Origin of the sequence: Streptomyces olivaceus (genome assembly GCF_000721235.1) — a bacterium.
Taxonomy (GTDB): Bacteria; Actinomycetota; Actinomycetes; order Streptomycetales; family Streptomycetaceae; genus Streptomyces; species Streptomyces olivaceus.
Map to the genome: position 1 here is coordinate 17,777 of NZ_JOFH01000022.1, position 25,460 is coordinate 43,236.

The window sequence follows — 25,460 nt, forward strand, 5'->3', positions numbered from 1 at the left end:
TGTGTCGGGGCGGTCGCTAGTGCGGTCAAGGGTGGGGTCAGGAAAGTGTGTGTGCAGAGGATGTGTGTCGAGAAATGCGGGTCGTGCGTCACATGAATGTCATGTGTCGTTGAGTCATGAAGCAAAGCAGCCGTCCGGCCGTGGAGCCAAACGCTGCGCCGCGAACGACGATTGGTGCGGTGCCGCGAACGACAGTTGTTGCTCAACGACCTGACGAGCTCTTGTAGTTCCGGTGCTGACGGGCGAGGGGTGGTGCCGCGTCGCCGGACGGGCTCGGCAGCGAACGTCCGAGCAGGATACGACGCACGTAGATGATCTGTGTGCCGCTCCCGGCAAGCGGGGTCCGCCGAACGAGTGACCACGGGGTGAGGAAAGTGTGACGCCCCCACCTGCGTGTCCGGATGTACGCGGAGGGTGGCCGGGAGCCGCCGCCCCGAGGCGCTGATACGCTGGTAGCCCGTGGACCGGTGGGAGAGAAACCCCGGAACCGCAGCGACGGCGCCGCCGACGACACCCGGGACGACCGGGGCGGAGGACGAACGCACCGCACCCAAGACCGCGACCACGGGAGCCCCCTCTTGGCCATGCCGCCCTCTGTTTTCCGAAACAGCACAGCCTCGACGACCAAGCACATCTTCGTCACCGGGGGTGTCGCCTCCTCGCTGGGCAAGGGGCTGACCGCCTCCAGCCTCGGCATGCTGCTCAAGGCCCGGGGCCTGCGCGTGGTGATGCAGAAGCTCGACCCCTACCTGAACGTCGACCCGGGCACGATGAACCCCTTCCAGCACGGTGAGGTGTTCGTCACGAACGACGGTGCCGAGACCGACCTGGACATCGGCCACTACGAGCGCTTCCTCGACCGCGACCTGGACGGCACCGCCAACGTCACCACGGGGCAGGTCTACTCGGCCGTCATCGCCAAGGAGCGGCGCGGCGAGTACCTGGGCGACACGGTGCAGGTCATCCCGCACATCACCAACGAGATCAAGCACCGCATCCGCCGCATGGCGACGGACGAGGTCGACGTGGTGATCACCGAGGTCGGCGGCACGGTCGGCGACATCGAGTCGCTGCCGTTCCTGGAGACCGTCCGCCAGGTCCGGCACGAGGTCGGCCGGGACAACGTGTTCGTGGTCCACATCTCGCTGCTGCCCTACATCGGCCCCTCGGGCGAGCTGAAGACCAAGCCGACCCAGCACTCGGTCGCCGCGCTGCGCAACATCGGCATCCAGCCCGACGCGATCGTGCTGCGCTGCGACCGCGAGGTCCCGACCGCGATCAAGCGCAAGATCTCCCTGATGTGCGACGTCGACGAGGCCGCCGTGGTCGCGTGCCCCGACGCCCGCTCGATCTACGACATCCCGAAGGTCGTCCACACCGAGGGCCTGGACGCCTACGTCGTCCGCAAGATGGACCTGCCGTTCCGCGACGTGGACTGGACGACCTGGGACGACCTGCTCGACCGCGTCCACAAGCCCGAGCACGAGATCGTCATGGCCCTGGTCGGCAAGTACATCGACCTGCCGGACGCCTACCTCTCGGTCACCGAGGCGCTGCGTGCGGGCGGCTTCGCCAACCGGGCCCGCGTGAAGATCAAGTGGGTCACGTCCGACGACTGCAAGACCCCGGCCGGTGCCCAGGCGCAGCTCGGCGACGTCGACGCGATCTGCATCCCGGGCGGCTTCGGCGACCGCGGCGTACTCGGCAAGGTCGGCGCGATCGAGTACGCCCGCACGAACCGGATCCCGCTGCTCGGCCTCTGCCTGGGCCTGCAGTGCATCGTGGTCGAGGCCGCGCGCAACCTCGCCGGCGTCTTGGACGCCAACTCCACCGAGTTCGACCCCGCCACCGCCCACCCGGTCATCTCCACCATGGCCGAGCAGCTGGACATCGTGGCCGGCGAGGGCGACATGGGCGGCACCATGCGGCTCGGCATGTACCCGGCGAAGCTGGCCGAGGGCTCCATCGTGCGCGAGGTCTACGACGGCAAGGAGTACGTCGAGGAGCGGCACCGCCACCGCTACGAGGTGAACAACGCCTACCGCGCGGAGCTGGAGAAGAAGGCCGGCCTCGTCTTCTCTGGCACCTCCCCGGACGGCAAGCTCGTCGAGTACGTCGAGTACCCGCGCGACGTCCACCCGTACCTGGTCGCCACCCAGGCGCACCCGGAGCTGCGCTCGCGCCCGACCCGCCCGCACCCGCTCTTCGCCGGGCTGGTCAAGGCCGCCGTCGAGCGCAAGACGTCGAAGTAGCGGTCGGAGCAGCACAGGCACACCAGTTGTACGGTTGCCGGGGTCCGCGCACTCACGTCACGGGCCCCGGCTTTCGCGTACGTTCGAAAGGGCAGGTCAGGCATGACGGGCAGGACGATCAAGGACACCGCCGAGGCGTGGGAGGTCCGGGGCACGCGGACCCCGTTCCAGGGCAAGAAGACCTCGGTCCGCACGGACGACGTGGTCATGCCCGACGGCTCCGTGGTGACCCGCGACTACCAGGTCCACCCCGGCTCCGTGGCCGTCCTCGCCCTGGACGACGCGGGCCGGGTCCTGGTCATCCGGCAGTACCGGCACCCCGTGCGCGAGAAGCTGTGGGAGATCCCGGCCGGGCTGCTCGACGTCCCCGGTGAGAACCCGCTGCACGCCGCCCAGCGCGAGCTGTACGAGGAGGCGCACGTCAAGGCCGAGGACTGGCGGGTGCTGACCGACGTCTACACCACCCCCGGCGGCTGCGACGAGGCCGTGCGGATCTTCCTCGCCCGCAACCTCTCCGAGGCCGAGGGCGAGCGCTTCGAGGTCGAGGACGAAGAGGCCGACATGGAGCTGGAGCGGGTGCCCGTCGCGGACCTGGTCCGGGGCGTGCTCGCGGGGGAGCTGCACAACAACTGCCTGGTGGTGGGCGTGCTCTCGCTGGTCGCGGCGGAACGGGGCGACGGTGTCGAGTCGCTGCGCCCGGCCGAGGCCCCGTGGCCGGCCCGCCCGTTCCAGGCGTAAGCCGTTCCGTTCCAGGCGTGAGCTGTCCCGTTCCCGGCGTGAGCCGGCCCGTTCCAGCGCCCCGTCTCGGTCCGGCGTCCCGGCGAAGGTGACCCGTGCCGCCGCGCCCCGCGCCGGGCCTGCCTCGGGTCGCCTCGGGTGAGTCCCACCCTGCCGGTGTGACGATCGGTTGATCCGATCGGGGGATGTGCCCGTCGCGCTCCGCCAGGAACGTCGCAGAGCGTGAACTAGGCTCGGGAAACGCCCGAACCGGGGTTCCGGCGGGCGCCGGCGTGCGGTGGGATCGGGAGTGTGGCCCGTGACGGATCAGGCGGTGGACACGGACGGCGTGCGGCTGTCGGAGGACCCTGCTGAGGAGTGGCGGTTCCTGGGCCGTACCCGGGAGCTGAAGGAGCTGCGCGCCGACATCGAGCGCGCCGGCCTGGACACCCTCTCCGGACGCAAGGCCCCCCGCGCGCGTGTGCTGCTCATCGCGGGCCGGCCCGGCTCCGGCCGCACCGCGCTCGCCGAGGAACTCGCGGCCCGGGTCGCGGACGACTACCCCGACGGCGTGCTGCGGGCCAGACTCAGCGAGCCGGACGGCACGCGCGTGCCGGTGGACCGGATCGCCCGCGAACTGCTCGCCGCACTGGACCGGTCCGCGCCGCCCGGCGCCGACGAGGACGACCTCACCGATGTCCTGCGCACCGCCCTGGCCGACCGCAGGGTCCTGCTCCTGCTCGACGCCGCCGCCGACGCCGAGCAGGTCGACGCCCTGCTGCCGGACACCCCGGACTGCCTGGCCGTCACCGTCGCCGAGGGCCCGCTGACCGGCATCGCGGACGTCCGCCCCTGCACCCTCGGGGGGCTGGACACCAAGTCGGCCGTGGAACTGCTGTCCCGGTACACCGGCTCGGTCCGCATCACCGTCGACCCGCGGGCCGCCGAGCAGCTGGTCGAGGTCTGCCAGGCCCAGCCCGCCGCGCTGACCCTGGCGGGCGGCTGGCTCGCCGCCCGACCCCAGGCGGCCGTCGCCGACCTCGCCAGACACGTCCACGCCGAGAGCGACGAGAGCACCGCGCTCGGCCGCGTCTTCCGCCTCGTCTACGGCTCCCTGCCGAGCCCCGCCGCGCGGATGCTGCGCCTGCTCTCCCTCGCCCCCGCGGGCCTCGTCGACCCGCACACCGCCTCCGCGCTCGCCGGCTGCTCGCTGAGCGGCGCCCGCACCACCCTGGACGACTTCGTCGGCCTCGGGCTGCTGCGCGCGACCGGCTCCCCGCAGTCCGCGGCCCCCGAGTACGAGGTCCCCGGCTGCCTGCACGACCGGCTGAGCCGGCTCGCCCGCAAGCACGACCGGCCCGCCGAGCTGCAACTGGCCCGCGCCCGGATGCTGGAGCGGACGGTCCGGCTGCTCCAGTCCTGCCGGGCGGTCACCGAGACCGACAGCCCGCAGGCCCGCGAGAAGCTCCTCGCCACACCGCGCGACCTGCGCTTCCCGCATCCCAGGGCCGCCGCCGACTGGCTGCGCGCCCGGCGCCCCGCCCTGCTCGCCTCGGCCCGCCTCGCGGTCGCCGACGGAGAACTGGACACCCTCGCCCGCAGGCTGATGTCCCAGCTGGTGCGGGCCGTGGTGGCCCACTTCGGCACCCACGCGGCGGCCCCCGACCTGTACGGCATCCACCGCCTCGTGCTCGACGTGGCCGAACGCCGCGAACTGCCCCGCGAGAAGGCCGCGGCCCTGCTCAACCTCGCCGACCTCGACGCCCGCACCGGCCGCACCACCGAGGCCCTGGTGCGCTACCGGGCCGCGCTGGACGCGGGACGCGAGGCGAACGACCCGTACGCGACCGGCCGCGCGATGGAATCCGTGGGCGGCGCCCACCTGGAACTGGGGGACTACGACCGCGCCGCCGACTGGTTCGGCCGGGCCCTCGCCCAGCGGCTGGCCCGGGACGAGCGGGCCGACGCCGCCCGGGTGTACGGGCGTATCGCCACCGCCCACACCTATGCCGGCCGCTACGGCGAGGCGGTGCGGGCCTGGCGCGCGGCGGTGGCCGGACACCGCAAGGGCGGCGACGTCGCCGCGCACGCGCGGTCGCTGTCCGAGCTGGCCCGGGTCCAGGAGTACGCCGGGCGGCCGGAGGAATCGCTGCGGACCTGCCAGGAGGCCGTCGAATGGGCCCGCCGGGCCGAGGACGACCGGCTCCAGGCCGCCCTCCACCTGCGGCTCGCCGACACCTTCGACCGGCTCGGCGATCCCGTCGCGGCCGGCCTGCAGCGGAGCACGGCCGAGCGCATGCTGAGGGAAGAACCCGATGATGCCTGCGAAACACGCGGCGCACCCGATGAAGATTGATGCTTTGAAAGGCTAGACACAGAGAACGCCTTCATTAAACTGGCTCTGCCGCACATTGTCCTGCGGTCTCTCCCGGTGTGCCCGTGCTTGAGCGGGTATGCCTTGAAACAGCCCATCCTCTGAGCCAAGGACCGTGATCCACGTGAAGGTCGGCATCCCCCGCGAGGTCAAGAACAACGAGTTCCGGGTGGCCATCACACCCGCCGGCGTGCACGAACTGGTGCGTCACGGTCACCAGGTCGTCGTCGAGCGGGACGCCGGCGCCGGGTCCTCGATCCCCGACGCCGAGTACGTCGCCGCCGGCGCGCGGATACTCGACACCGCCGACGAGGTCTGGGCCACCGCCGACCTGCTCCTGAAGGTCAAGGAGCCGATCGCGCAGGAGTACCACCGCCTGCGCAAGGACCAGACCCTCTTCACCTATCTCCACCTGGCCGCGTCCAAGGAGTGCACGGACGCCCTCGTCGAGTCCGGCACCACCGCGATCGCCTACGAGACGGTCGAGCTGCCCGGCCGCGCCCTGCCCCTGCTGGCCCCGATGTCCGAGGTCGCGGGCCGGCTGGCCCCCCAGGTCGGCGCCTACCACCTGATGGCGGCCAACGGCGGCCGCGGCGTGCTGCCCGGCGGAGTCCCCGGCGTCCTGGCCGGCCGTGCCGTCGTCATCGGCGGCGGGGTCTCCGGCTGGAACGCCGCGCAGATCGCCATCGGCATGGGCTTCCACGTGACCCTGCTCGACAAGGACATCAACAAGCTCAAGGAGGCCGACAAGGTCTTCGGCACCAAGGTCCAGACCGTCGTCTCCAACGCCTTCGAGCTGGAGAAGGCCTGCCTGGAGGCCGACCTGGTGATCGGCGCCGTACTGGTCCCGGGCGCCAAGGCGCCGAAGCTGGTCACCAACGAACTGGTGTCCCGGATGAAGCCCGGAAGTGTCCTTGTCGACATCGCGATCGACCAGGGCGGCTGCTTCGAGGACTCCCACCCCACCACGCACGCCGAGCCGACCTTCCCGGTCCACCACTCGGTCTTCTACTGCGTCGCCAACATGCCCGGCGCGGTGCCCAACACCTCCACCTACGCGCTGACCAACGCCACGCTGCCGTACATCGTCGAACTGGCCGACCACGGCTGGGTCGACGCGCTGCGCCGCGACCCCGCGCTGGCCAGGGGTCTCAACACCCATGACGGCAAGGTCGTTTACAAGGAGGTCGCCGAGGCGCACGGCCTGGAGCACGTCGGACTCGCCTCGCTGCTCGCCTGAGCCGCGCGGCCGGTAAGTCGGTAAGTCATCACCCGGGAAAGGCGATACGTCAACAGGCGCCGTCAACCCAGCACACCCGGCCGGACCTTGCCCGACAAGGTCCGGCCGGGTGTGTGTATGGTCACTTTGCGATGCTCGGTCAACTCGTCTCGAACGTAACGTCTTCAACCGATTCGTACAGCGGTGAAACCTGCTGTGCGACGGCCGTACGCCCTTGACAGGGGGATGTTCCATTGCCGACACATCGGGCCGGGTCCGGCGGATTGTGTTGCTGCGGACGGCCGACACGCCATAGAGTCGCCGAACGTCGGCATGGTGCCACGCTGACCTGTCTAGAAGTTCCCTGGTCACCAAGGAGGTAAGACGACTTGTGAATGAGTCGACATTTACTCCCGGGGGTGGTCAACCAGGAATGCCTGCACGGGCCCACAGCCCCGGGCGTCTCGAGGCTGTCGGCTCCGTCGCTGTACGCACCCACGCAGCCGCCCACCCGAGTCCGCAGGCAACTCGGTCAGTACACATGAGTATGGATGGCCAACACGTGAACGCCATGGCCGGCGACGGAAGTGGCGCGCCCCGCAACCACTTCGCCGACTACGACGAACTGCCCGAGGGGCATTTCTACGACCCGGACGCGGAGTACGAACCGGATCCCGAGTACGCCGCCACGCTCGCGCCCGACGCGGCCCGCCAGCGCCGTGAGCGCATCGGGCCCACCGGACGCCCGCTGCCGTACTTCCCGATCCCGGGCCCGCTGACCGAACACGGCCCCGCGAAGATCATCGCGATGTGCAACCAGAAGGGCGGCGTGGGCAAGACCACGTCGACCATCAACCTGGGTGCCGCGCTCGCCGAGTACGGGCGCCGGGTGCTGCTCGTCGACTTCGACCCGCAGGGCGCGCTGTCGGTCGGACTCGGCGTCAACCCGATGGAGCTCGACCTCACCGTCTACAACCTGCTCATGGAGCGGGGCATGGCGGCCGACGAGGTGCTGCTGAAGACCGCGGTCCCCAACATGGACCTGCTGCCCAGCAACATCGACCTGTCGGCGGCCGAGGTGCAGCTGGTGAGCGAGGTCGCGCGCGAGTCCACGCTGCAGCGGGCGCTCAAGCCGCTCATGGACGACTACGACTACATCGTGATCGACTGCCAGCCCTCGCTCGGCCTGCTCACGGTCAACGCGCTCACCGCCGCGCACAAGGTGATCGTGCCGCTGGAGTGCGAGTTCTTCGCGCTGCGCGGTGTGGCGCTGCTGACCGAGACGATCGAGAAGGTGCAGGAGCGGCTCAACCCCGACCTGGAGCTCGACGGCATCCTCGCCACGATGTACGACTCGCGCACGGTGCACAGCCGTGAGGTGCTCGCGCGTGTCGTCGAGGCGTTCGACGACCACGTCTACCACACGGTCATCGGGCGCACGGTCCGCTTCCCGGAGACCACGGTCGCCGGTGAGCCGATCACCACGTACGCCTCCAACTCCGTCGGGGCCGCCGCCTACCGCCAGCTCGCCAGGGAGGTGCTCGCCCGGTGTCACGCCGAGTGAGTCTGCCGGGGGCCGACGAACTCTTCCGTACGACAGGGGGTATGGCGCTGCAGGCGTCCACCCCGCGGCGCACGGCCAACGGGGAAGCCCGGGTGCCGGGACCGGCGGGGGAGAGCGACCGGGCCGCCGCCGAGGACACGCCCCCGTCGGTGCCCGCGCAGGGCGGTGACGGCGAGGGCACGGAACACGCCGCGGCGGACGCGGAGCCGGGCACGGCGGGCGAGCCGCGCAGCCGGGGCGCGGACGGCGCCGCACGGGTCCCGGGCGCGGGCGCGCCGGAGGGTTCCGCTGCCGCGGCCCAGCCGCGCAAGCGCGGACGGTCCCCCTCGCGCCGCCCCAGCGGACGCGAGCGCCACGACGAGAAGATCACCGTGTACGTCTCCGCCGAGGAGCTGATGGACCTGGAGCACGCCCGTCTGGTGCTCCGGGGCGAGCACGGCCTGGCCGTCGACCGCGGCCGCATCGTCCGCGAGGCGGTCGCCGTGGTCCTCGCCGATCTGGAGAGCCGCGGAGACGCCAGCATCCTCGTACGACGGCTGCGCGGGCGGTAGCGGTAGCCTGCGGAGGCCATGACCTCGAACGACGCCTCCCACCCCGGCCCCGGCCCCCGCGCCGGCCGCCGGCGCGCGCTGGGCAGGGGCCCGGGCGAGCCGTCGGCTCCGCCGGCCGCGGTGGCCCCAGCAGCCCCGGTGGCCCCGGTGGCGCCACCGATCGCGCAGACCCCGTCGGAGGCGCCGTCCGACGCGGAGGGCGCACCCGCGCCGCAGGCGCCGCCGGTCGCGGCGGCACCGGACGAGACGCTGCCCGGCACCGCTCCTTCCGCGCCGGAAACCCCGCCCGAGGGCGCCGGCGACGGTGTCTTCAAGGTGCGGCTCGCCAACTTCGAGGGGCCGTTCGACCTGCTCCTCCAGCTGATCTCCAAGCACAAGATGGACGTCACCGAGGTGGCCCTCTCCAAGGTGACCGACGAGTTCATGGCGCACATCAGGGCGATGGGGCCGGACTGGGACCTCGACCAGACCACCGAGTTCCTGGTGGTCGCGGCCACCCTGCTGGACCTGAAGGCGGCCCGGCTGCTGCCCGCCGCCGAGGTCGAGGACGAGGCCGACCTCGCCCTGCTCGAGGCCCGCGACCTGCTCTTCGCCCGGCTGCTGCAGTACCGCGCCTTCAAGCAGATCGCGGAGATCTTCAACGACCGGCTGGAGGCCGAGGCCCGCCGCTACCCCCGCACCGTCGGGCTGGAGCCCCACCACGCCGAGCTGCTGCCCGAGGTCGTCATCAGCATCGGGCCCGAGGGCTTCGCCAGGCTCGCCGTGAAGGCGATGCAGCCCAGGCCCAAGCCGCAGGTCTACGTCGAGCACATCCACGCGCCCCTGGTCAGCGTCCAGGAGCAGGCCGGGATCGTCGTCGCCCGCCTGAAGGAGCTGGGAGAGGTCAGCTTCCGCCTGCTGGTCGAGGACACCGAGGACACGCTGACCGTCGTAGCCCGCTTCCTGGCCCTGCTGGAGCTGTACCGGGAGAAGGCCGTCGAACTGGACCAGGAGAGCGCGCTCGGCGATCTGCTGGTGCGCTGGACCGGCGGCGAGGGAGACGCGGAGCCCGCGGTGACCGACGAGTTCGACCGGCCGCCCGAGGTGCCGAAGGAGGAACAGAAGGCGTGAGTGAACAGACCACGGAGGTCGCGGACGGCCCGGACGGTGTCGCGGGCCTCGACCTCAAGCCCGCCCTCGAAGCCGTCCTCATGGTCGTCGACGAACCCGCGACCGAGGAGCAGCTGGCGAAGATACTGCGGCGGCCCCGCCGGCGGATCGCGGACGCCCTGCGCGAGCTGGCCGACGAGTACACCGTCCAGGGCCGCGGCTTCGAGCTGCGCCTGATCGCGGGCGGCTGGCGCTTCTACACCCGCCCCGAGTACGCCGCGGCCGTCGAGGGCTTCGTCCTGGACGGCCAGCACGCCCGCCTCACCCAGGCCGCCCTGGAGACCCTCGCCGTCGTCGCCTACCGCCAGCCGGTCAGCCGCAGCCGCGTCTCCGCGGTGCGCGGCGTGAACTGCGACGGGGTGATGCGCACCCTCCTGCAGCGGGGTCTGGTCGAGGAGGCGGGCGCGGAACCCGAAACAGGTGCGATCCTGTACGTGACGACGAACTACTTCCTGGAGCGGATGGGCCTGCGCGGTCTGGACGAGCTCCCGGAGCTCGCGCCCTTCCTGCCGGAGGCGGCGGCGATCGAGGCCGACACGCTGGAAGCGGTGCCGTCGTTCGATCCGGACGCCCCGGACACCGGGGAAGCAGACGACAAGACGGAACTTTGATGCGAAGCAGCAGCGGCAACAACAGCAGCGGAAACAACGGCGGGAGCCGTGGTGGCTACAGCGGCGGCCGCGGCGGGAGCGGCAGTGGCGGCGGCCGCGGCGGGAGCGCGGGCGGCCGTGGCGGGAGCGCCGGCGGTCGCGGCAACCCCCGCAGCGCCGGCGGCAACCGCGACGACAAGCCGGGCGGCCGTCCGAAGAGGCCGCGTCCCGAGGAGCGCCGTTACGACGTCGGTCCCGGCGCCTCGCCCGAGGGGCCCAAGTCCGGGCGCGGCGGCGCGGCCCGCGGCGGCGCCAAGGGCGGCCCGAAGCGGCCCCAGCAGCGCGGGCGCAGCGCCCCGGCCACGTCCCGCGAGTACGAGACCCGGGCCGAGGAGCGCAACCGCGAGCGGTACGCGGGCAAGAAGGACGTGCGGCTGCCCAAGACCTTCCCGGGCGCCGAGCAGGAGGGCGAGCGGCTGCAGAAGGTCCTCGCGCGCGCGGGCTACGGCTCCCGGCGGGCCTGCGAGGAGCTGATCGAGCAGGCCAGGGTCGAGATCAACGGCGAGATCGTGCTCGAACAGGGCCGCCGCGTGGACCCGGAAAAGGACGAGGTCAAGGTCGACGGCCTGACCGTCGCCACGCAGTCCTACCAGTTCTTCTCGCTCAACAAGCCCGCCGGGGTCGTCTCCACGATGGAGGACCCGGAGGGCCGCCAGTGCCTCGGGGACTACGTCACCAACCGCGAGACCCGCCTCTTCCACGTGGGCCGGCTCGACACGGAGACCGAGGGCGTCATCCTGCTCACCAACCACGGCGAGCTGGCGCACCGCCTGACCCACCCGCGCTACGGCGTGAAGAAGACCTACCTCGCGCACATCGTGGGCCCGATCCCGCGCGACCTGGGCAAGCGACTGAAGGACGGCATCCAGCTGGAGGACGGGTACGCGCGCGCGGACCACTTCCGGGTCGTCGAGCAGACCGGCAAGAACTACCTGGTCGAGGTCACCCTGCACGAGGGCCGCAAGCACATCGTGCGCCGCATGCTGGCGGAGGCGGGCTTCCCCGTCGACAAGCTGGTGCGCACCGCCTTCGGCCCGATCACGCTGGGCGACCAGAAGTCGGGCTGGCTGCGGCGGCTGTCGAACACGGAGGTCGGGATGCTGATGTCGGAGGTGGACCTGTAGGGGTTGCCCCAGACACCCGCCCTCTTTATAGTCGTCATGACTATTAAAGGGGGTGGGTGTTCGTGCGCGACCACGACGGGTCCGGCCACGACACGGACGGGCGCGGCTACGACAAGTACGCCTTCGAGCCGTTCGCCGTCACCGTCGACCTGGCCGTCCTGACCCTGCGCGCGGGCGCGCTGCACGTGCTGCTCGTCGAGCGGGGCCAGGAGCCGTACGCGGGCCGCTGGGCGCTGCCCGGCGGCTTCCTGCTGCCCGAGGAGTCGGCGGAGGAGGCGGCCCGCCGGGAACTCGCCGAGGAGACCGGCCTGGCGGACGTGACCGGGCTGCACCTGGAGCAGCTGCGGACCTACAGCGAACCCGGCCGCGACCCCCGCATGCGGGTCGTCTCCGTCGCCTTCGCCGCCCTGGTGCCCGACCCTCACCCGGACCCCGTCCGGGGGGACCCCCGCCCCGCCCCGCTCGAACCACACGGCGGCGGTGACGCGGCACAGGCCCGCTGGACGCCGTACGACGCGGCGCGCGGCCTCGCCTTCGACCACGACCGGATCGTGGCCGACGCCCGCACCCGCGTCGGCGCCAAGCTTGAGTACACCTGCCTGGCCACCGCCTTCTGCCCGCCCGAGTTCACCCTCGGCGAGCTGCAGCAGGTCTACGAGACGGTGTGGGGAACGGCCCTCGACCGGCCCAACTTCCGCCGCAAGGTACTCGCCGCCCCTGGCTTCGTGGAGCCCGTCCCGGGCGCCGCCCGCCTCACCTCGGGCCGCGGAAAGCCCGCCGCCGTGTACCGCGCGGGCCCCGCCACCGCCCTGCACCCGCCCCTGCTCCGAAGCCCTCGGGAAGGACGCCCCGCATGACCACGACCGCCACCAAGCACGCCGCCACCGGAGCGCTCACCGGCCTCGCCCTCGGTGACGCGCTGGGCTTCCCCACCGAGTTCGACGACGTCCCGTCGATCCTCGCCAAGTACGGCCCCTGGCGCGAGACGGCGCTGCCCGACCCCGCCCGCGTCACCGACGACACACAGATGACGCTGGCCCTGGGCAAGGGGCTGCGCACGGCCACGGACCGGGGCGTCCTGACGCCCGAGGGGATGACCGAACCCGTACGGCGGGAGTTCATCGCCTGGAACCGGTCCCCGGAGAACAACCGGGCCCCCGGCACCACCTGCCTCAGGGCCTGCGACCTCCTGGAGCGGCCGGACCGCCCCTGGCAGGACGCCAGCCAGATCCACTCCAAGGGCTGCGGCGCCAACATGCGCGTCGCGCCCCTCGGGCTCGTCCCGGGCCTCAGCGACGAACAGCGTGCGGGGGCCGCCCAGTTGCAGGCCGCGCTCACCCACGGCCACCCCACCGCCCTCGCCGCCTCCGACCTGACCGCACACGCCGTACGGCTGCTCGCCCAGGGGGCCGAACCGACCGGACTGGTCGGACTGCTGCGCTCGTACGCCTACGACCACCGCACCCGCTACCACGAGCGCTGGCTCGGCGACCTGTGGACCCGCGCCGAGGACCCGACGCCCGAGCACTTCATCGCGCGCGGCTGGGACGAGTGCCTCGCGACACTCGACCGGCTCCAGGAGGCCGTGCGCACCGTCTCGCCGGAGACCGACCCCTGCCTGGCCGTCGGCCAGGGCTGGATCGCCGAGGAGGCCATGGCGGCCGGGCTGCTCTGCTTCCTGCTCTTCGTCGACGAACCGCTGACCGCCCTGCGCCGAGCCGCCTGCACCTCGGGCGACTCCGACTCCGTCGCCTGCCTCGCGGGCGCCTTCGCCGGAGCGCACCTGGGTGCCGCCGCCTGGCCGGCCGACTGGGCGGACCGCGTCGAGTACCGGGGCGACCTGCTGGCGCTCGGAGCGCTCTGGGACGCCTGAGCACCCCCTGGCCGGGCGTCTCAGGAGGCGGGCGCCCGGCCGGCCCGCGCGGGAGGCTGACTAGGGCCTGTCGTCACATTCCCGTCTGCCCGGCGACGCCATGCACGCTCCCCCACTGCCTTAAGGGCGTGGGAGGTGCCCCCACTCGCCGCACCGGGCGCCGACCACGTACAACCAGTACGCCGGTCGATGCTGACCGCCGTCCTGGAACGCAACGGGCTGACGCCCGACGACCTGATCAGCCTGTGGTTCACCGCCACCCCCGACCTGCACAGCGACTTCCCGGCCGTCGCCGCCCGCGGCCTCGGCATCACCGACGTGCCGCTGATCTGCGCCCAGGAACTGGACGTCGAGGGCGCCATGCCGCGCGTCGTGCGGATCCTCGCCCACATCGAGTCCGACCGGCCCCGCGCCGAGATCGCCCACGTCTACCTCGGCGCCGCCGCGGCCCTGCGCAAGGACATCGCCCAGTGAGAACCGCACTCGTCATCGGCACCGGCCTCATCGGTACCTCCGCCGCCCTCGCCCTCACCGGCCGGGGCGTCACCGTCCACCTGGTCGACCACGACCCCGAGCAGGCCCGTACCGCCGCCGCCCTCGGCGCCGGCACCGACCAGGCACCCGCGGAACCGGTCGACCTCGCGATCGTCGCCGCCCCGCCCGCCCTCGTCGCCGACGTGCTCGCCGACGCCATGGGCCGCCGGCTCGCCCGCGGCTACATCGACGTGGCCAGCGTCAAGGGCGGCCCCCGGCGCGAGCTGGAGGCGCGCGGCCTCGACCTGTCGGCGTACATCGGCACGCACCCCATGTCCGGCCGCGAGAAGTCCGGCCCGCTCGCCGGCACCGCCGACCTCTTCGAGGGCCGTCCGTGGGTGCTGACCCCCACCCGGGACACCGACACCGAAGTGCTGAACCTCGCCCTCGAACTGGTCTCGCACTGCCGTGCGGTGCCCGTGGTGATGGACGCGGACGCCCACGACCGCGCCGTGGCCCTCGTCTCCCACATGCCCCACCTCGTCTCCAGCATGGTCGCCGCGCGCCTGGAGCACGCCGAGGAGGCCGCCGTACGGCTGTGCGGGCAGGGCATCCGCGACGTCACCCGGATCGCCGCCTCCGACCCGCGGATGTGGATCGACATCCTCTCCGCCAACCCGGGTCCGGTCGCCGACCTGCTCACCGACGTCGCCGCCGACCTGGAGGAGACGGTACGGGCCCTGCGCGCCCTGCAGTCCTCCGACGAGGACAAGCGCCGCGAGGGCGGCACCGGCATCGCCGACGTGCTGCGGCGCGGCAACGCCGGACAGGTCCGGGTCCCCGGCAAGCACGGCTCGGCCCCGCGGGCCTACGAGACGGTGGCCGTCCTCATCGACGACCAGCCCGGCCAGCTGGCCCGCATCTTCGCGGACGCGGAACGGGCCGGGGTCAACGTGGAGGACGTGCGCATCGAGCACGCGACCGGGCAGCAGGCGGGTCTGGTGCAGCTGATGGTGGAGCCGAGGAGCGCCGCCGCGCTGACGGCGGCCCTCAGGGAATGGGGCTGGGCGATCCGCCAGTGATACGGGGCTGGGCGATCCGCCAGTGATCGTCGGCCTCCGGACGCCTGTCGGAAGGCCTCCACGGGCCCGGTAACCTTGTGCGGGACGCGCTCGCGTCCCGCACACCACCCACCGCACCGCACCAGGAAGGTGTCCCCTCGTGGAAAACGGCGCCGCCCCGACCGTACCGGCCGTGATTGTCGCCATCGACGGCCCCTCCGGCACGGGCAAGTCGAGCACGTCGAAGGCCGTCGCCGCGCAGCTCGGACTGAGCTACCTGGACACCGGCGCCCAGTACCGGGCGATCACGTGGTGGATGGTCAGCAACGGCATCGACACCGACGACCCGCACGCCGTCGCCGCCGCGGCCGGCAAGCCCGACATCGTCTCCGGCACCGACCCGGCGGCCCCGGCCATCACGGTCGACGGCGTGGACGTGGCCGGCCCGATCCGCACCCAGGAGGTCACCTCCAAGGTCAGCGCGGTCAGTGCCGTGCCGGAGATCCGGGCCCGGATCACCGAGCTGCAGCGCACCATCGCCGCCACCGCGCCGCTCGGCATCGTCGTCGAGGGCCGCGACATCGGCACCACCGTGCTGCCCGACGCCGACCTCAAGATCTTCCTCACCGCCTCGGCGGAGGCCCGCGCCGCCCGCCGCAGCGGCGAACTGAAGGGCGCCGACGTCAACGCCACCCGCGAGGCCCTGATCAAGCGGGACGCGGCCGACTCCAGCCGCAAGGCCTCCCCGCTGGCCAAGGCCGGCGACGCGGTCGAGGTCGACACCACCGCCCTGACGCTCCCGCAGGTCATCGAGTGCGTCGTCACCCTCGTCGAGGAGAAGCGGGCCGGAAAGTGACCGAGGTCGCGTCGGCGCGGGGCGCCGAGGTCGGGCGGCGCATCGGCGTCGGCCTGATGTACGGGCTGTGGAGGCCGCGCGTGCTGGGCGCCTGGCGGGTGCCCGCCACCGGCCCGCTGATCTACGCCGTCAACCACTCGCACAACATCGACGGCCCCATGGTCATGGGCGTCGCTCCCCGGCCCACGCACTTCCTGATCAAGAAGGAGGCGTTCGTCGGACCGCTCGGGCGCTTCCTGACCGGCATCGGCCAGCTGCAGGTGGACCGCCACTCCACCGACCGCACGGCGATCGCCCGGGCCCTGGGCGTGCTGACGAACGGCGGTGTGCTCGGCATCTTCCCCGAGGGCACCCGAGGCGAGGGCGACTTCGCCTCGCTGCGTGCCGGGCTCGCCTACTTCGCGGTGCGCGGCGGCGCCCCGATCGTGCCGGTCGCGGTGCTGGGAAGCACCGACCGTCCCGGACGGTTGATAAAGGGGCTGCCTCCCCTGCGCGCACGGGTCGACGTCGTCTTCGGCGACCCCTTCGACGCGGGCGACGGCAGCGGACGGCGGACCCGCAAGGCGCTGGACGAGGCGACCGAGCGCATCCAGAAGCAGCTCACCGCGCACCTGGAAAACGCCAGGCGCCTCACCGGGCGCTGAGTAAGACTCGAGTAGTGGCTCACCCGGAACCGAGGGGTGCGCCACCGATCACCACGATGAACGAGGTACGGACTTCATGAACGACCACATCCACTCCGAGGACTCGGGCGGGGAGCACGACCACGGGGCGCTCGGCGACGCCGAGTACACGCAGTTCATGGAGCTGGCCGCCGAAGAGGGCTTCGACCTGGCGGACGTCGAGGGCGCGATCGAGGAGGCCGGGCACGGCCCGCTGCCCGTCCTCGCCGTCGTCGGCCGCCCGAATGTCGGCAAGTCGACCCTGGTGAACCGCATCATCGGACGTCGCGAAGCCGTCGTCGAGGACAAGCCCGGCGTCACCCGTGACCGCGTCACCTACGAGGCCGAGTGGGCCGGCCGCCGCTTCAAGGTCGTCGACACCGGCGGCTGGGAGCAGGACGTCCTCGGCATCGACGCGTCCGTGGCCGCGCAGGCCGAGTACGCCATCGAGGCCGCCGACGCCGTCGTCTTCGTCGTGGACGCCAAGGTCGGCGCCACCGACACCGACGAGGCCGTCGTACGGCTGCTGCGCAAGGCCGGCAAGCCCGTCGTGCTGTGCGCCAACAAGGTGGACGGACAGAGCGGCGAGGCCGACGCCGCCTACCTGTGGTCGCTGGGCCTGGGCGAACCCCACCCCGTCTCCGCGTTGCACGGCCGCGGCACCGGCGACATGCTGGACCGGGTCCTGGACGCCCTCCCGGACGCGCCCCGCGAGTCCTTCGGCGGGTCCGGACTCGGCGGCCCGCGCCGCATCGCCCTGATCGGCCGCCCGAACGTCGGCAAGTCCTCGCTGCTCAACAAGGTCGCGGGCGAGGAGCGCGTCGTCGTCAACGAACTCGCCGGCACCACCCGCGACCCCGTCGACGAGCTGATCGAACTGGGCGGGGTGACCTGGAAGTTCGTCGACACGGCGGGCATCCGCAAGCGCGTCCACCTCCAGCAGGGCGCCGACTACTACGCCTCGCTGCGCACCGCCGCCGCCGTCGAGAAGGCGGAGGTCGCCGTCATCCTCATCGACGCCTCCGAGTCGATCTCGGTCCAGGACCAGCGGATCGTCACCATGGCCGTCGAGGCGGGCCGCGCGATCGTCGTCGCCTACAACAAGTGGGACACCCTGGACGAGGAGCGCCGCTACTACCTGGAGCGGGAGATCGACACCGAGCTGGGCCAGGTGGCGTGGGCCCCGCGGGTCAACGTCTCGGCGCAGACCGGCCGGCACATGGAGAAGCTGGTCCCCGCGATCGAGACCGCGCTGGCCGGCTGGGAGACCCGGGTTCCGACGGGCCGGCTGAACGCCTTCCTCGGCGAGCTGGTCGCCGCCCACCCGCACCCGGTGCGGGGCGGCAAGCAGCCGCGCATCCTCTTCGGCACCCAGGCGGGCACCAAGCCCCCGCGGTTCGTGCTCTTCGCCTCCGGTTTCATCGAGGCGGGCTACCGGCGCTTCATCGAGCGCCGGCTGCGCGAGGAGTTCGACTTCGACGGGACGCCGATCCACATCTCCGTGCGGGTGCGCGAGAAGCGCGGCGCCAAGAAGAAGTAGCCGCCGCACGCGCGGACGTACGAGAGCGGGCGACCCCGGCCGGGGTCGCCCGCTCTCGTCACTCACCGGGCCTCAGGTGCCCGACCGCGGGGCCGGCGGCAGCGCGGCCGGGACGCGCTGCCACACCGACTGCTGGCCGACCCGGGCGCTCTGCGCCCCCGCGCTGTAGGCGCTGTACGTGCCGCTGTACGAGCCTCTGCCGCGCGGCATGCTCCTGAAGGCGGTGAACCCCAGGTCCTCCTCGCCGCTGCGATCGCCCGGAAGTGTCCGGAAGGACCTGACGTACTCGGCGACGAGCGCGTCGTAGATCGGTGTGGCCGAGGGGCCACCGTGGCGGTGGAAGGCGTCGTATGCGTACACGTATGTCCAAACGACCCCGCACGGGAAGGGATGCGGGCCAGGCGGCCGCGGCCGCCCGGCACCCGTGTGAAAGGGCTCAGGTGCCGGCCAGCGGCAGCGCCGCCGCGACCAGCTGGCCGTTGGCCGCCGCCTTGTCCAGCGCGTCCCGCAGCAGGTCCTCGCGCGGCTGCCGGCCGATCGACCCGACGGGCGCGGCGAACATCAGCACCTGCTGGTGCTTGTTGGCCGCGGTGCGCCAGCCCTCGGTCACCTGCAGCGGCTGGTGCGCCTGCCACCAGGCCACCGGGCGGCCGCCGTCCGTCCCGGGCTGGAGCACCGCGTGCAGCTGCCCCATCGCGAGCAGGACCGACCAGCCGTGCAGGACGGCGGGCGCGGCGGACAGCTCGGTGACCGGCATGAAGCCCTGCTCGATGAGCAGAGGCAGGAAGTCGTCGCCGGCCCCGGCCGTACCGGGCCGCGCGATGGGGGCGGTGGGCTCCACCACCAGGGCCGGGTGCAGCTCCCCGGCGAGCAGGATCAGCCCGCTGGTCACCCCGAGCACGGCCTGCTCGGGCACGGCCTTCCGGGGGGCGGGCGCGGCCGGGGCGGCCTCCTGGTGGGGCTGGTCGGCGCTGATGGACCGGACGGCGCCCTGGAGCTGCTCCTCGGTGACCTTGACGACCTGCGAGGGCAGGCAGCCGGCGTGGGCGAAGGCGAGGACCGCCGTCTCGTCGCCGATGAAGAGGACGGTGCTGGTGCGCTCCTGCTCGCAGTCGCCCGGGGTGCGGCAGGACGTGCAGTCGTAGCTGCCCGGGGCGGAGTCCCCGGCGAGCAGGCGGTCGGCTTCTTCGTCGCCGATCTCGGCGCGTACGTCGTCGCCGACGTCGAGCATGCGCGGCACGGGTGGCTCCCTCGGGATGCGGTGCGTGGCCGGACCGGGCGGCTCCCGGTCCGTGGTCCGGGCGGGTCCCCGGCTCATGCATGGACAACGGGTGACCAGTGGCGGGAGTAACGCCCCACGGGCAATGTGAGCCCCTCATGTGGCCGTGACCACATCGCAATCGGACACAGACAACCAGAAGGCGGGGTTCCGGGTCTAACCGGACGGCAGGGGATCCAGCAGAAGACTCGGCAAGGTATCGGCGACCCGGCACGGACCCGGCAAGTCCCCGGCAGGCTCCGGGCAGCGGGAAGAGCCCCGGGCGGGAAGCCGGTCCAGGGAGTCCAGGGAGGAAGAAGCACCGTATGACGCCGTCGGCCACGCCGGCCGCTCCGCTGCGCGCCGACTGCATCGGCGACTCCGCGGGCGGTCTGACCTTCGACGTCGCCGCGCGCGGTACCACCGGGGCGGCCCTGCTCGTCCTGCGCCGCCGTGCCACCGACGCGGCGGGCGCCGCCGACGCCCCCGACGGCGCCGACGACACGGTCAGCCTGCCGCTCGCCCCGGTGGCCGAGGGCCGGCTGCGGGCCGCGCTGCCCAGCAGCGTGGCTCTGCCCGAGGGCCGCTGGGACGCCTACGCACTGCTGTCCGACGGCGAACCGCGCCGCCTGGTGCCCGGCGTCACCGACCTGCGCTCCCTCGCCGACCGCACCCCCGGCGGGCTCCTCGGCCATGTCGCCGTCCGTATCCCGTACGCCACCCGGCAGGGCAACCTCACGGTCCGCAGCTGGCTGCGGGCCCCGCACGCCGAGACGACGGACCTGTGCCCCGAGGACGGCGGCCTGACCGTCCGCGGGCGGGTGTACGGCACCCGGTTCGCGCCCGGAGCCCACGCCGAGCTGAGGGCCCGGCCGGGTGCCGGCGGGGGCGGCGTGCGGCGGCCGGCCGTGGCGGTCGAGCGGTCGGAGTTCGTCTTCACCGTGCCCTACGCCGGCCTGGCGCCGGGCGTGTGGGACGTGTGGCTGCGGCCCGCGGGCGAGTCGGGCCCGCGCGTGCGCCTGGCGCGGCTGCTCGACGACATCGCCGACAAGCACCCCGTCCTCACGTACCCCCGCGCCCGTGTGGAGACCCCGCACGGCCCCGTGACGGCCGGTCCGCACTACACGCGGGACAACGATCTCTCGCTGACCGTCGCCCCGCTGGAGCCCTGACAGTGCGCGCATGGTGTGCACATGTCCGTTCCGGGGGTTCGGCCGTGGAATGCGGGGGTGCCCGGCAGGCGCTTCGGAACGTTTTTCCGACCGCTTATTCGAGGAGCCCGGAAATCTCCGGCAATTCAGCGCCCTCGGCTGCGGAACTGACGCAAAACCGTCCGTCCGTGTGACGGAGTTACCGCAAAACGCGCCCCATGATCCTGTGACAGAAATGTGACCGTAGGTGCACGGGGACGCGGTACGACCGGTGTGGGCTTCCCCGGCCCGGGGGCAGGGCATAGCGTGGCGGCATGGCACCGATTCCGACACCTCCGGCCGAACCCCAGGACAGTCCCGACGGCTACGTCGGCCTCGACTCCGAAACGGCCGAACGGCTGGCGCGGGAACGCGGCTGGTCCACGGTGCGGTCACTGGCGCCGGGCACGGTCATCACCATGGAGTACCGCGTGGGCCGCCTCAACTTCGAGGTGAAGGACGGCCGCGTGGCCCGGTCCTGGAAGGGCTGACGCCCGGCGCTCAGCCGCCCGACAGGGGGCGCGCCGCCGGGGCGGAGCTGCGCGGGTGACGGTCGGCGTGCGGCGGCCTGCGGCTGCCGGCCGGAGTCACCGGCGTACGGTCCGAGCGGGCCGTGTGCGGACCCGGGGCCAGGTGCACCGGGGCGCGGGCGGTGCGGGGCGCGGCGACCGGCTCGCGGGCGGGCGTCTCCGCGCGGCCGGAGGCGGGCGGGGCGAGGGGCGCGGGCCGGCCGGTGGGCCGCCCGGTCTCCACCGCACGGCCGCGGCGGGCGTACCAGCGGTCGCGGACGCCGAGGATCCACGCCTCGGCGCGCGTGATCAGCGGTTCGAACCAGGGCAGCGCCAGCAGGATCAGCAGCCCCGCCACCCAGCCGAGGAGCACGTCGCTGAGCCAGTGCGTACCGAGGTACACGGTGGACATGCCCACCCCGAGCGAGGTGACAGCGGAGACCGCGGACAGCCACTGGCGGGTCCGGTGCGTGGAGGCCAGATAGGCGAGGATGCCCCAGGTCACGACGGCGTTCGCGGTGTGACCGCTCGGAAATATATCGCCGCCGAGCCCCATCTCGTTGGCGCCGATGGTGGTCGCGTAGTGCGGTCCGAGGCGGCCCATGCCGTACTTGGCGGCACCGACGGTGACATTCAGCAGGAGCAGTGAGACGCCGAGCGCGAGCAGCGGACGCAGGGTGTGCTGCCGCCAGGAGCGCCAGCCGAGCCAGGCCGCGACCATCACGGCGGTCGGCCCGCGCTGGCCGAGCACCACGTAGTAGTCGACGAACGCGTGGATCTCCGGCCACTGCTGGTAGGGCCGGAAGAACATGACCTGCCAGTCCAGCCGGACCAGCCACGAGGTGATCAGCACGGCCCACACGATGGCGAGGTAGAACGCGAGGGTCCCGGCGAACAGCGCGAGCCGGTGCCGGGACATCTCCGGCACGTCCAGGAGCGCCGGTCGTTCCGGCTCCCGGTCCAGTCTCGCGAACACCCGGTCCAGCCGGGTGGGCTTCCGTTCGGTACGCACCCAATCGACGTTACAGCGAGTGAGGAGTGATCCCGGCCGAATCAACGGCTTTGTGATGACGATGTGATGTGGGATTGCTCTCAGGAGAGCCTTTATTTCCAGCTGATCCGCAATCCCGCGCGGACCGCGGACTTCAATTCCTTTGATCGGTCCGGTCGGCGGTTTTATCGTGATTATGAATTCGTTCACCGAATGCTGGTGTGGAATTGGCCGCGCGGTCACCGCTGGGGCCACCGGTGCGGCCCCGCCGCGTCAGGGCGGGCCGGAGCCGTTCAGCCAGAACGCCCCGTAGACCGCCGCCGCCACCGCGACCGCGCACACCACCGCCGCCGCCCTGGAGGTCCGCGCCCGCGCCAGGGCCCGGGCGAGCGGCAGCAGCAGCGGGAAGGCCGGCAGCAGCAGCCGGGGCTTGGAGCCGAAGTAGCTCGACGCGCACAGGGCGAGGAGCACGACGATCCCCGTGTACACCAGCAGCGCGAGCGGCTGGCGCTGCCGTACGCCGGCCACGTACAGCCGGACGAGCAGCGCGACCCCGACGACCAGCGCGGCGCCCGCCAGGGCCGCCGGGAACGACGTGAACTTCTCCGCGACGAAACGGGCGAAGGCCGCGCCTCCGTCGAAGCCGTTGCGCCAGCCGGCCTGCACGTCGAGGTAGCCGAGCGGGCCGTCGCCGGTGCGGTGGCCGACCCACAGCACGTAACCGGCGGCGCCCAGGGGCGCGAGGAGCATGCCGAGCACGCGTCGCGCGCCCTCGCCGAGAGCGTACGGCGGGCCGTGGGCGCCCTCCGCACCGGCGCGGCTGCGGTCCCGCGCGAACGCCACGACCGCCGCCGCCCACACCGCGGCCGTCACCGCCAGCCCCACCGGGCGGGTCAGCCCCGCCAGCGCGGCCAGCGCCCCGGCCGTCACCCAGCGCCCGGTCAGCACCGCGTAGAGCGACCAGGCGGCCAGCGCCGTGAACAGGGACTCGCTGTACGCCATCGACTGCACGACCCCGACCGGCAGCACGGCCCACAGCAGCACCGCGCACAGGCCGACGCGGCGGTCGTACACGTGCTCCGCCACCGCGAAGATCCCCCAGGCGGCCGCGAGCGAGGCGAGCAGCGAGACGACGAACCCGGCGTCCGCGTACGACAGCGGCCCCACCGCCGCGCCGAGCCGCTCCAGCCAGGGCAGCAGCGGGAAGAACGCCAGATTGGAGTGCACGTCGCCGTCGGGCAGCCGCACCTCGTAGCCGTACCCCAGCTCGGCGACCCCGGTGTACCAGAGGGAGTCCCAGCGGGCCGTCAGCAGCGTGTACGCGCTCTTGCCGCGTGCGGCGCTCCACAGGGCCAGGACGAGCAGGCCCAGGGCGCGTACGGCCGCGTAGCCGAGGAGCGCCGGGGCGGCCCGGCGCAGGGCACCCCGGCGGCCCGCCGCACGGGTGTCGAGATCGGTCACGGGCTCGATTATCTGCCGGGCCCGCGAGCGGCAGGGTGCCCGGGCCGCCCGGGGGCCGGGAACGCAGTGGCGTTGCCGGGCCCGCGAGCGGCAGGGTGCCCGGGCCGCCCGGGGGCCGGGAACGCAGTGGCGCATGCCACACGAGTGACGCGTGATGTGTGAGACCCGCCACGTGTGCGTCGGCGGGTCTCGCGTAACCTGACGAGTCACTCGCGTTCCGTCGCACGGCCCGGAGACCCCGCTCCTCTCCGGCCGGGCCGCCGGGGAGTCCCCACCCCGCGCGCAGCCTGCCGGACGCGGGGGAACCGCTTGGAGGTACGTACATGTCCGGGACGACCACGGCCGCCGCAGCGCTGCGCCGTCGGACGGCCGGGGCCGGTGCCAACCGCTGGGTCGTCCTGGTCGTCCTCTGCGTCAGCCTGCTGCTCGTCGCCGTCGACGCCACCGTGCTTCACGTGGCGGTCCCCGCGGTCACCGAGGACCTCAGGCCCGGCGCGATCGAGCTGCTCTGGATCGTCGACGTCTACCCGCTCGTCTGCGCCTCGCTGCTGATCCTGTTCGGCACGCTCGGCGACCGGGTGGGCCGCAGGCGGGTCCTCCTGCTCGGCTACGCCCTCTTCGGTGTCGCCTCCGCGCTCGCCGCGCTCGCGGACAACGCCCAGGTCCTGATCGCGGCCCGCGCGCTGCTCGGCGTCGGCGGCGCGATGATCATGCCGGCCACGCTGTCGATCCTGCGCCAGGTCTTCCCCGACCGGCGGGAGCGGGCGCTGGCCATCGGTGTCTGGAGCGCCGTGGCCGCGGTCGGCGCGGCGGTCGGGCCGCTGCTCGGCGGTTTCCTGCTCGAACACTTCTGGTGGGGTTCGGTCTTCCTCGTCAACATCCCGCTGATGCTGGTCAGCCTGCCGGTGGGGCGGCTGCTGCTGCCCGAGTCGAAGGGCGACGGCCGAGGGCCGTGGGACGTGGTCGGCGCGCTGATGGCGGCGGCCGGGCTGTTCGGCGTCGTCCTCGGTGTGAAGCGGCTGGGCGGTGGCGAGCCGGTGCCGAGCCTGTTCACCCTGCTGCCGCTGGTGCTGGGCGCGGCCCTGCTGGCCGGCTTCGTACGGCGGCAGCGGCGGCGCACGTATCCGCTGGTGGACCTGCGGATGTTCGGGCGGCCGGCGTTCAGTACGTCGGTCGGGTGCATCGTGCTGGCGATGCTGGCGCTGGTGGGCCTGGAGCTGATCGCGGCGCAGTACCTGCAGCTGGTGCTCGGCCTGTCCCCGCTCCAGACCGGGCTGCGGCTGCTGCCGCTGACCTTCGCGGCGATGGCGGCGGGCCTCGCGGGGGCGCGGCTGCTGCGGCGGTTCGGGCCGCGTCTGATGGTGAGCGCGGGGTTCTGCCTGACGGCGTTCGCGGTGGCGCTGCTGACCGCGATGGGCCGGGACGACAACTCCGCGCTGCTGCTGACCGGGTTCGTGCTGCTCGGCTTCGGCCTGGAGACGACGCTGTTCGGCGCGTACGAGTCGATGCTGAGCGAGGCCCCGCAGGAGCAGTCCGGCGGGGCGGCGGCGATCGGCGAGACCTCGTACCAGCTGGGCGCGGGGATCGGGATCGCGCTGCTGGGCAGCGTGATGAACGCGGCTTACGCCCCCGGGCTGACGGGCGGCGTGCCCGGGGTTCCGGCGTCGGCGTCCTCGGCGGCGGGGCATTCGCTGGGGGAGGCGTACGAGATCGCCGGGCAGCTCGGGGGGCCGGCGGGGGTCGCCCTGCGGCGGGCCGCGGGGGACGCGTTCGTGCACGGGTTGCACGTGACGCTGGTGGTGAGCGCGGGGTTGCTGCTGCTGGGGGCGGTGATGGCGCTGCGGCTGCCGCGGGCGATGCAGTGCGAGGGGGAGGACGAGGGCGCGGTGGCGGTGCCGGGGCCGAGGGACGCGGTGGAGTCCCGCGTGTCGGTGTGACCGGAGGGGCCTCCCGCCCACGCACCACTCGTTCGCCGTCGGGCGAGA

General features: G+C 72.9%; 23 protein-coding genes. 19 read left to right on the top strand and 4 right to left on the bottom strand.

What is annotated here, in order from left to right; all coding sequences use genetic code 11:
- Nucleotides 1-584 precede the first annotated feature (584 nt).
- The 16 genes from pyrG (at nt 585) to der (ending at nt 18,066) form a co-directional block, all read left to right on the top strand.
- Entirely contained in the window at nt 585-2,252 is a 1,668-nt protein-coding gene (gene pyrG, locus IG94_RS0123920; protein WP_031040746.1) for a CTP synthase, read from the top strand.
- A gap of 102 nt (nt 2,253-2,354) precedes the next feature.
- A complete protein-coding gene (locus tag IG94_RS0123925) occupies nt 2,355-2,990 on the top strand; it encodes an NUDIX domain-containing protein (RefSeq protein ID WP_031040749.1) in 636 nt (211 codons plus the stop codon).
- A gap of 298 nt (nt 2,991-3,288) precedes the next feature.
- Nucleotides 3,289-5,325, top strand: coding sequence for a tetratricopeptide repeat protein (locus tag IG94_RS0123930; protein WP_043484417.1), 2,037 nt, complete (start codon nt 3,289-3,291; stop codon nt 5,323-5,325).
- 133 nt (nt 5,326-5,458) lie between these two features.
- Nucleotides 5,459-6,583 (top strand): alanine dehydrogenase, encoded by a 1,125-nt coding sequence (gene ald / locus IG94_RS0123935; protein WP_031040756.1) that lies wholly within the window; start codon nt 5,459-5,461, stop codon nt 6,581-6,583.
- Nucleotides 6,584-6,995: 412 nt separating this feature from the next.
- The gene (locus IG94_RS0123940; protein ID WP_078535823.1) at nt 6,996-8,126 is read left to right on the top strand and encodes a ParA family protein; all 1,131 of its coding nucleotides are present in this window, start codon (nt 6,996-6,998) and stop codon (nt 8,124-8,126) included.
- Nucleotides 8,111-8,677: a hypothetical protein gene (locus tag IG94_RS0123945; RefSeq protein WP_078535824.1), complete on the top strand. Its 567-nt coding sequence runs from the start codon at nt 8,111-8,113 to the stop codon at nt 8,675-8,677. The genes IG94_RS0123940 and IG94_RS0123945 overlap by 16 nt, the downstream gene beginning before the upstream one ends.
- 18 nt (nt 8,678-8,695) lie before the next feature.
- The gene (locus IG94_RS0123950; protein ID WP_031040762.1) at nt 8,696-9,787 is read left to right on the top strand and encodes a segregation and condensation protein A; all 1,092 of its coding nucleotides are present in this window, start codon (nt 8,696-8,698) and stop codon (nt 9,785-9,787) included.
- Entirely contained in the window at nt 9,784-10,437 is a 654-nt protein-coding gene (gene scpB, locus IG94_RS0123955; protein WP_031040765.1) for an SMC-Scp complex subunit ScpB, read from the top strand. Before IG94_RS0123950 ends, scpB begins: the two co-directional genes overlap by 4 nt.
- Nucleotides 10,437-11,600 (top strand): pseudouridine synthase, encoded by a 1,164-nt coding sequence (locus tag IG94_RS0123960; protein WP_031040768.1) that lies wholly within the window; start codon nt 10,437-10,439, stop codon nt 11,598-11,600. The genes scpB and IG94_RS0123960 overlap by 1 nt, the downstream gene beginning before the upstream one ends.
- A gap of 62 nt (nt 11,601-11,662) precedes the next feature.
- Nucleotides 11,663-12,457: an NUDIX hydrolase gene (locus IG94_RS0123965; RefSeq protein ID WP_052410839.1), complete on the top strand. Its 795-nt coding sequence runs from the start codon at nt 11,663-11,665 to the stop codon at nt 12,455-12,457.
- A complete protein-coding gene (locus IG94_RS0123970) occupies nt 12,454-13,473 on the top strand; it encodes an ADP-ribosylglycohydrolase family protein (RefSeq protein ID WP_031040774.1) in 1,020 nt (339 codons plus the stop codon). Before IG94_RS0123965 ends, IG94_RS0123970 begins: the two co-directional genes overlap by 4 nt.
- A gap of 135 nt (nt 13,474-13,608) precedes the next feature.
- Nucleotides 13,609-13,947 carry a chorismate mutase gene (gene aroH / locus IG94_RS0123975; RefSeq protein ID WP_031040779.1) on the top strand — a complete coding sequence of 113 codons (339 nt, stop codon included), beginning with the start codon at nt 13,609-13,611 and terminating at the stop codon, nt 13,945-13,947.
- Complete coding sequence (locus tag IG94_RS0123980) at nt 13,944-15,029, top strand: prephenate dehydrogenase (RefSeq protein ID WP_031040782.1); 1,086 nt, start codon at nt 13,944-13,946, stop codon at nt 15,027-15,029. The genes aroH and IG94_RS0123980 overlap by 4 nt, the downstream gene beginning before the upstream one ends.
- Nucleotides 15,030-15,168: 139 nt before the next feature.
- A complete protein-coding gene (cmk, locus tag IG94_RS0123985; protein WP_031040786.1) occupies nt 15,169-15,864 on the top strand; it encodes a (d)CMP kinase in 696 nt (231 codons plus the stop codon).
- Nucleotides 15,861-16,508, top strand: coding sequence for a lysophospholipid acyltransferase family protein (locus IG94_RS0123990; RefSeq protein ID WP_031040789.1), 648 nt, complete (start codon nt 15,861-15,863; stop codon nt 16,506-16,508). The genes cmk and IG94_RS0123990 overlap by 4 nt, the downstream gene beginning before the upstream one ends.
- 76 nt (nt 16,509-16,584) lie before the next feature.
- Complete coding sequence (gene der, locus IG94_RS0123995; RefSeq protein WP_031040792.1) at nt 16,585-18,066, top strand: ribosome biogenesis GTPase Der; 1,482 nt, start codon at nt 16,585-16,587, stop codon at nt 18,064-18,066.
- Nucleotides 18,067-18,138: 72 nt separating this feature from the next.
- Here der and IG94_RS0124000 read toward each other — a convergent pair whose 3' ends face one another.
- Nucleotides 18,139-18,426: a hypothetical protein gene (locus IG94_RS0124000; protein WP_031040794.1), complete on the bottom strand. Its 288-nt coding sequence runs from the start codon at nt 18,424-18,426 to the stop codon at nt 18,139-18,141.
- 76 nt (nt 18,427-18,502) lie between these two features.
- Nucleotides 18,503-19,306 (bottom strand): hypothetical protein, encoded by an 804-nt coding sequence (locus IG94_RS0124005; RefSeq protein ID WP_031040799.1) that lies wholly within the window; start codon nt 19,304-19,306, stop codon nt 18,503-18,505.
- Nucleotides 19,307-19,650: 344 nt separating this feature from the next.
- Between IG94_RS0124005 and IG94_RS0124010 the strand changes: the two genes are divergently transcribed.
- Together IG94_RS0124010 and IG94_RS0124015 are read left to right on the top strand one after the other, a co-directional pair.
- Entirely contained in the window at nt 19,651-20,496 is an 846-nt protein-coding gene (locus tag IG94_RS0124010; protein WP_031040802.1) for a hypothetical protein, read from the top strand.
- A 293-nt stretch (nt 20,497-20,789) separates the two neighbouring features.
- Nucleotides 20,790-21,005: an I78 family peptidase inhibitor gene (locus IG94_RS0124015; protein WP_031040803.1), complete on the top strand. Its 216-nt coding sequence runs from the start codon at nt 20,790-20,792 to the stop codon at nt 21,003-21,005.
- Between the two features lie 10 nt (nt 21,006-21,015).
- On the opposite strand, the gene IG94_RS0124020 is transcribed toward IG94_RS0124015, so the two are convergent.
- Nucleotides 21,016-22,035, bottom strand: coding sequence for a phosphatase PAP2 family protein (locus IG94_RS0124020; protein WP_031040805.1), 1,020 nt, complete (start codon nt 22,033-22,035; stop codon nt 21,016-21,018).
- Nucleotides 22,036-22,287: 252 nt separating this feature from the next.
- Nucleotides 22,288-23,475: a glycosyltransferase family 39 protein gene (locus IG94_RS0124025; protein ID WP_031040807.1), complete on the bottom strand. Its 1,188-nt coding sequence runs from the start codon at nt 23,473-23,475 to the stop codon at nt 22,288-22,290.
- A 323-nt stretch (nt 23,476-23,798) separates the two neighbouring features.
- Here IG94_RS0124025 and IG94_RS0124030 point away from each other — a divergent pair, with 323 nt between their 5' ends.
- Nucleotides 23,799-25,412, top strand: a complete 1,614-nt coding sequence (locus tag IG94_RS0124030) for an MFS transporter (RefSeq protein WP_031040808.1) — start codon at nt 23,799-23,801, stop codon at nt 25,410-25,412.
- The last annotated feature ends 48 nt before the right edge of the window (nt 25,413-25,460 follow it).

Bases quoted from the DNA above. Each gene is read 5' to 3' on its own strand.
- IG94_RS0124015 (WP_031040803.1), top strand. From the start codon at position 20,790: ATGGCACCGATTCCGACACCTCCGGCCGAACCCCAGGACAGTCCCGAC.
- IG94_RS0123950 (WP_031040762.1), top strand. From the start codon at position 8,696: ATGACCTCGAACGACGCCTCCCACCCCGGCCCCGGCCCCCGCGCCGGC.
- IG94_RS0123940 (WP_078535823.1), top strand. From the start codon at position 6,996: ATGCCTGCACGGGCCCACAGCCCCGGGCGTCTCGAGGCTGTCGGCTCC.
- IG94_RS0123970 (WP_031040774.1), top strand. From the start codon at position 12,454: ATGACCACGACCGCCACCAAGCACGCCGCCACCGGAGCGCTCACCGGC.
- der (WP_031040792.1), top strand. From the start codon at position 16,585: ATGAACGACCACATCCACTCCGAGGACTCGGGCGGGGAGCACGACCAC.
- pyrG (WP_031040746.1), top strand. From the start codon at position 585: ATGCCGCCCTCTGTTTTCCGAAACAGCACAGCCTCGACGACCAAGCAC.
- IG94_RS0124030 (WP_031040808.1), top strand. From the start codon at position 23,799: ATGTCCGGGACGACCACGGCCGCCGCAGCGCTGCGCCGTCGGACGGCC.
- IG94_RS0123960 (WP_031040768.1), top strand. From the start codon at position 10,437: ATGCGAAGCAGCAGCGGCAACAACAGCAGCGGAAACAACGGCGGGAGC.
- IG94_RS0123925 (WP_031040749.1), top strand. From the start codon at position 2,355: ATGACGGGCAGGACGATCAAGGACACCGCCGAGGCGTGGGAGGTCCGG.
- IG94_RS0124010 (WP_031040802.1), top strand. From the start codon at position 19,651: ATGACGCCGTCGGCCACGCCGGCCGCTCCGCTGCGCGCCGACTGCATC.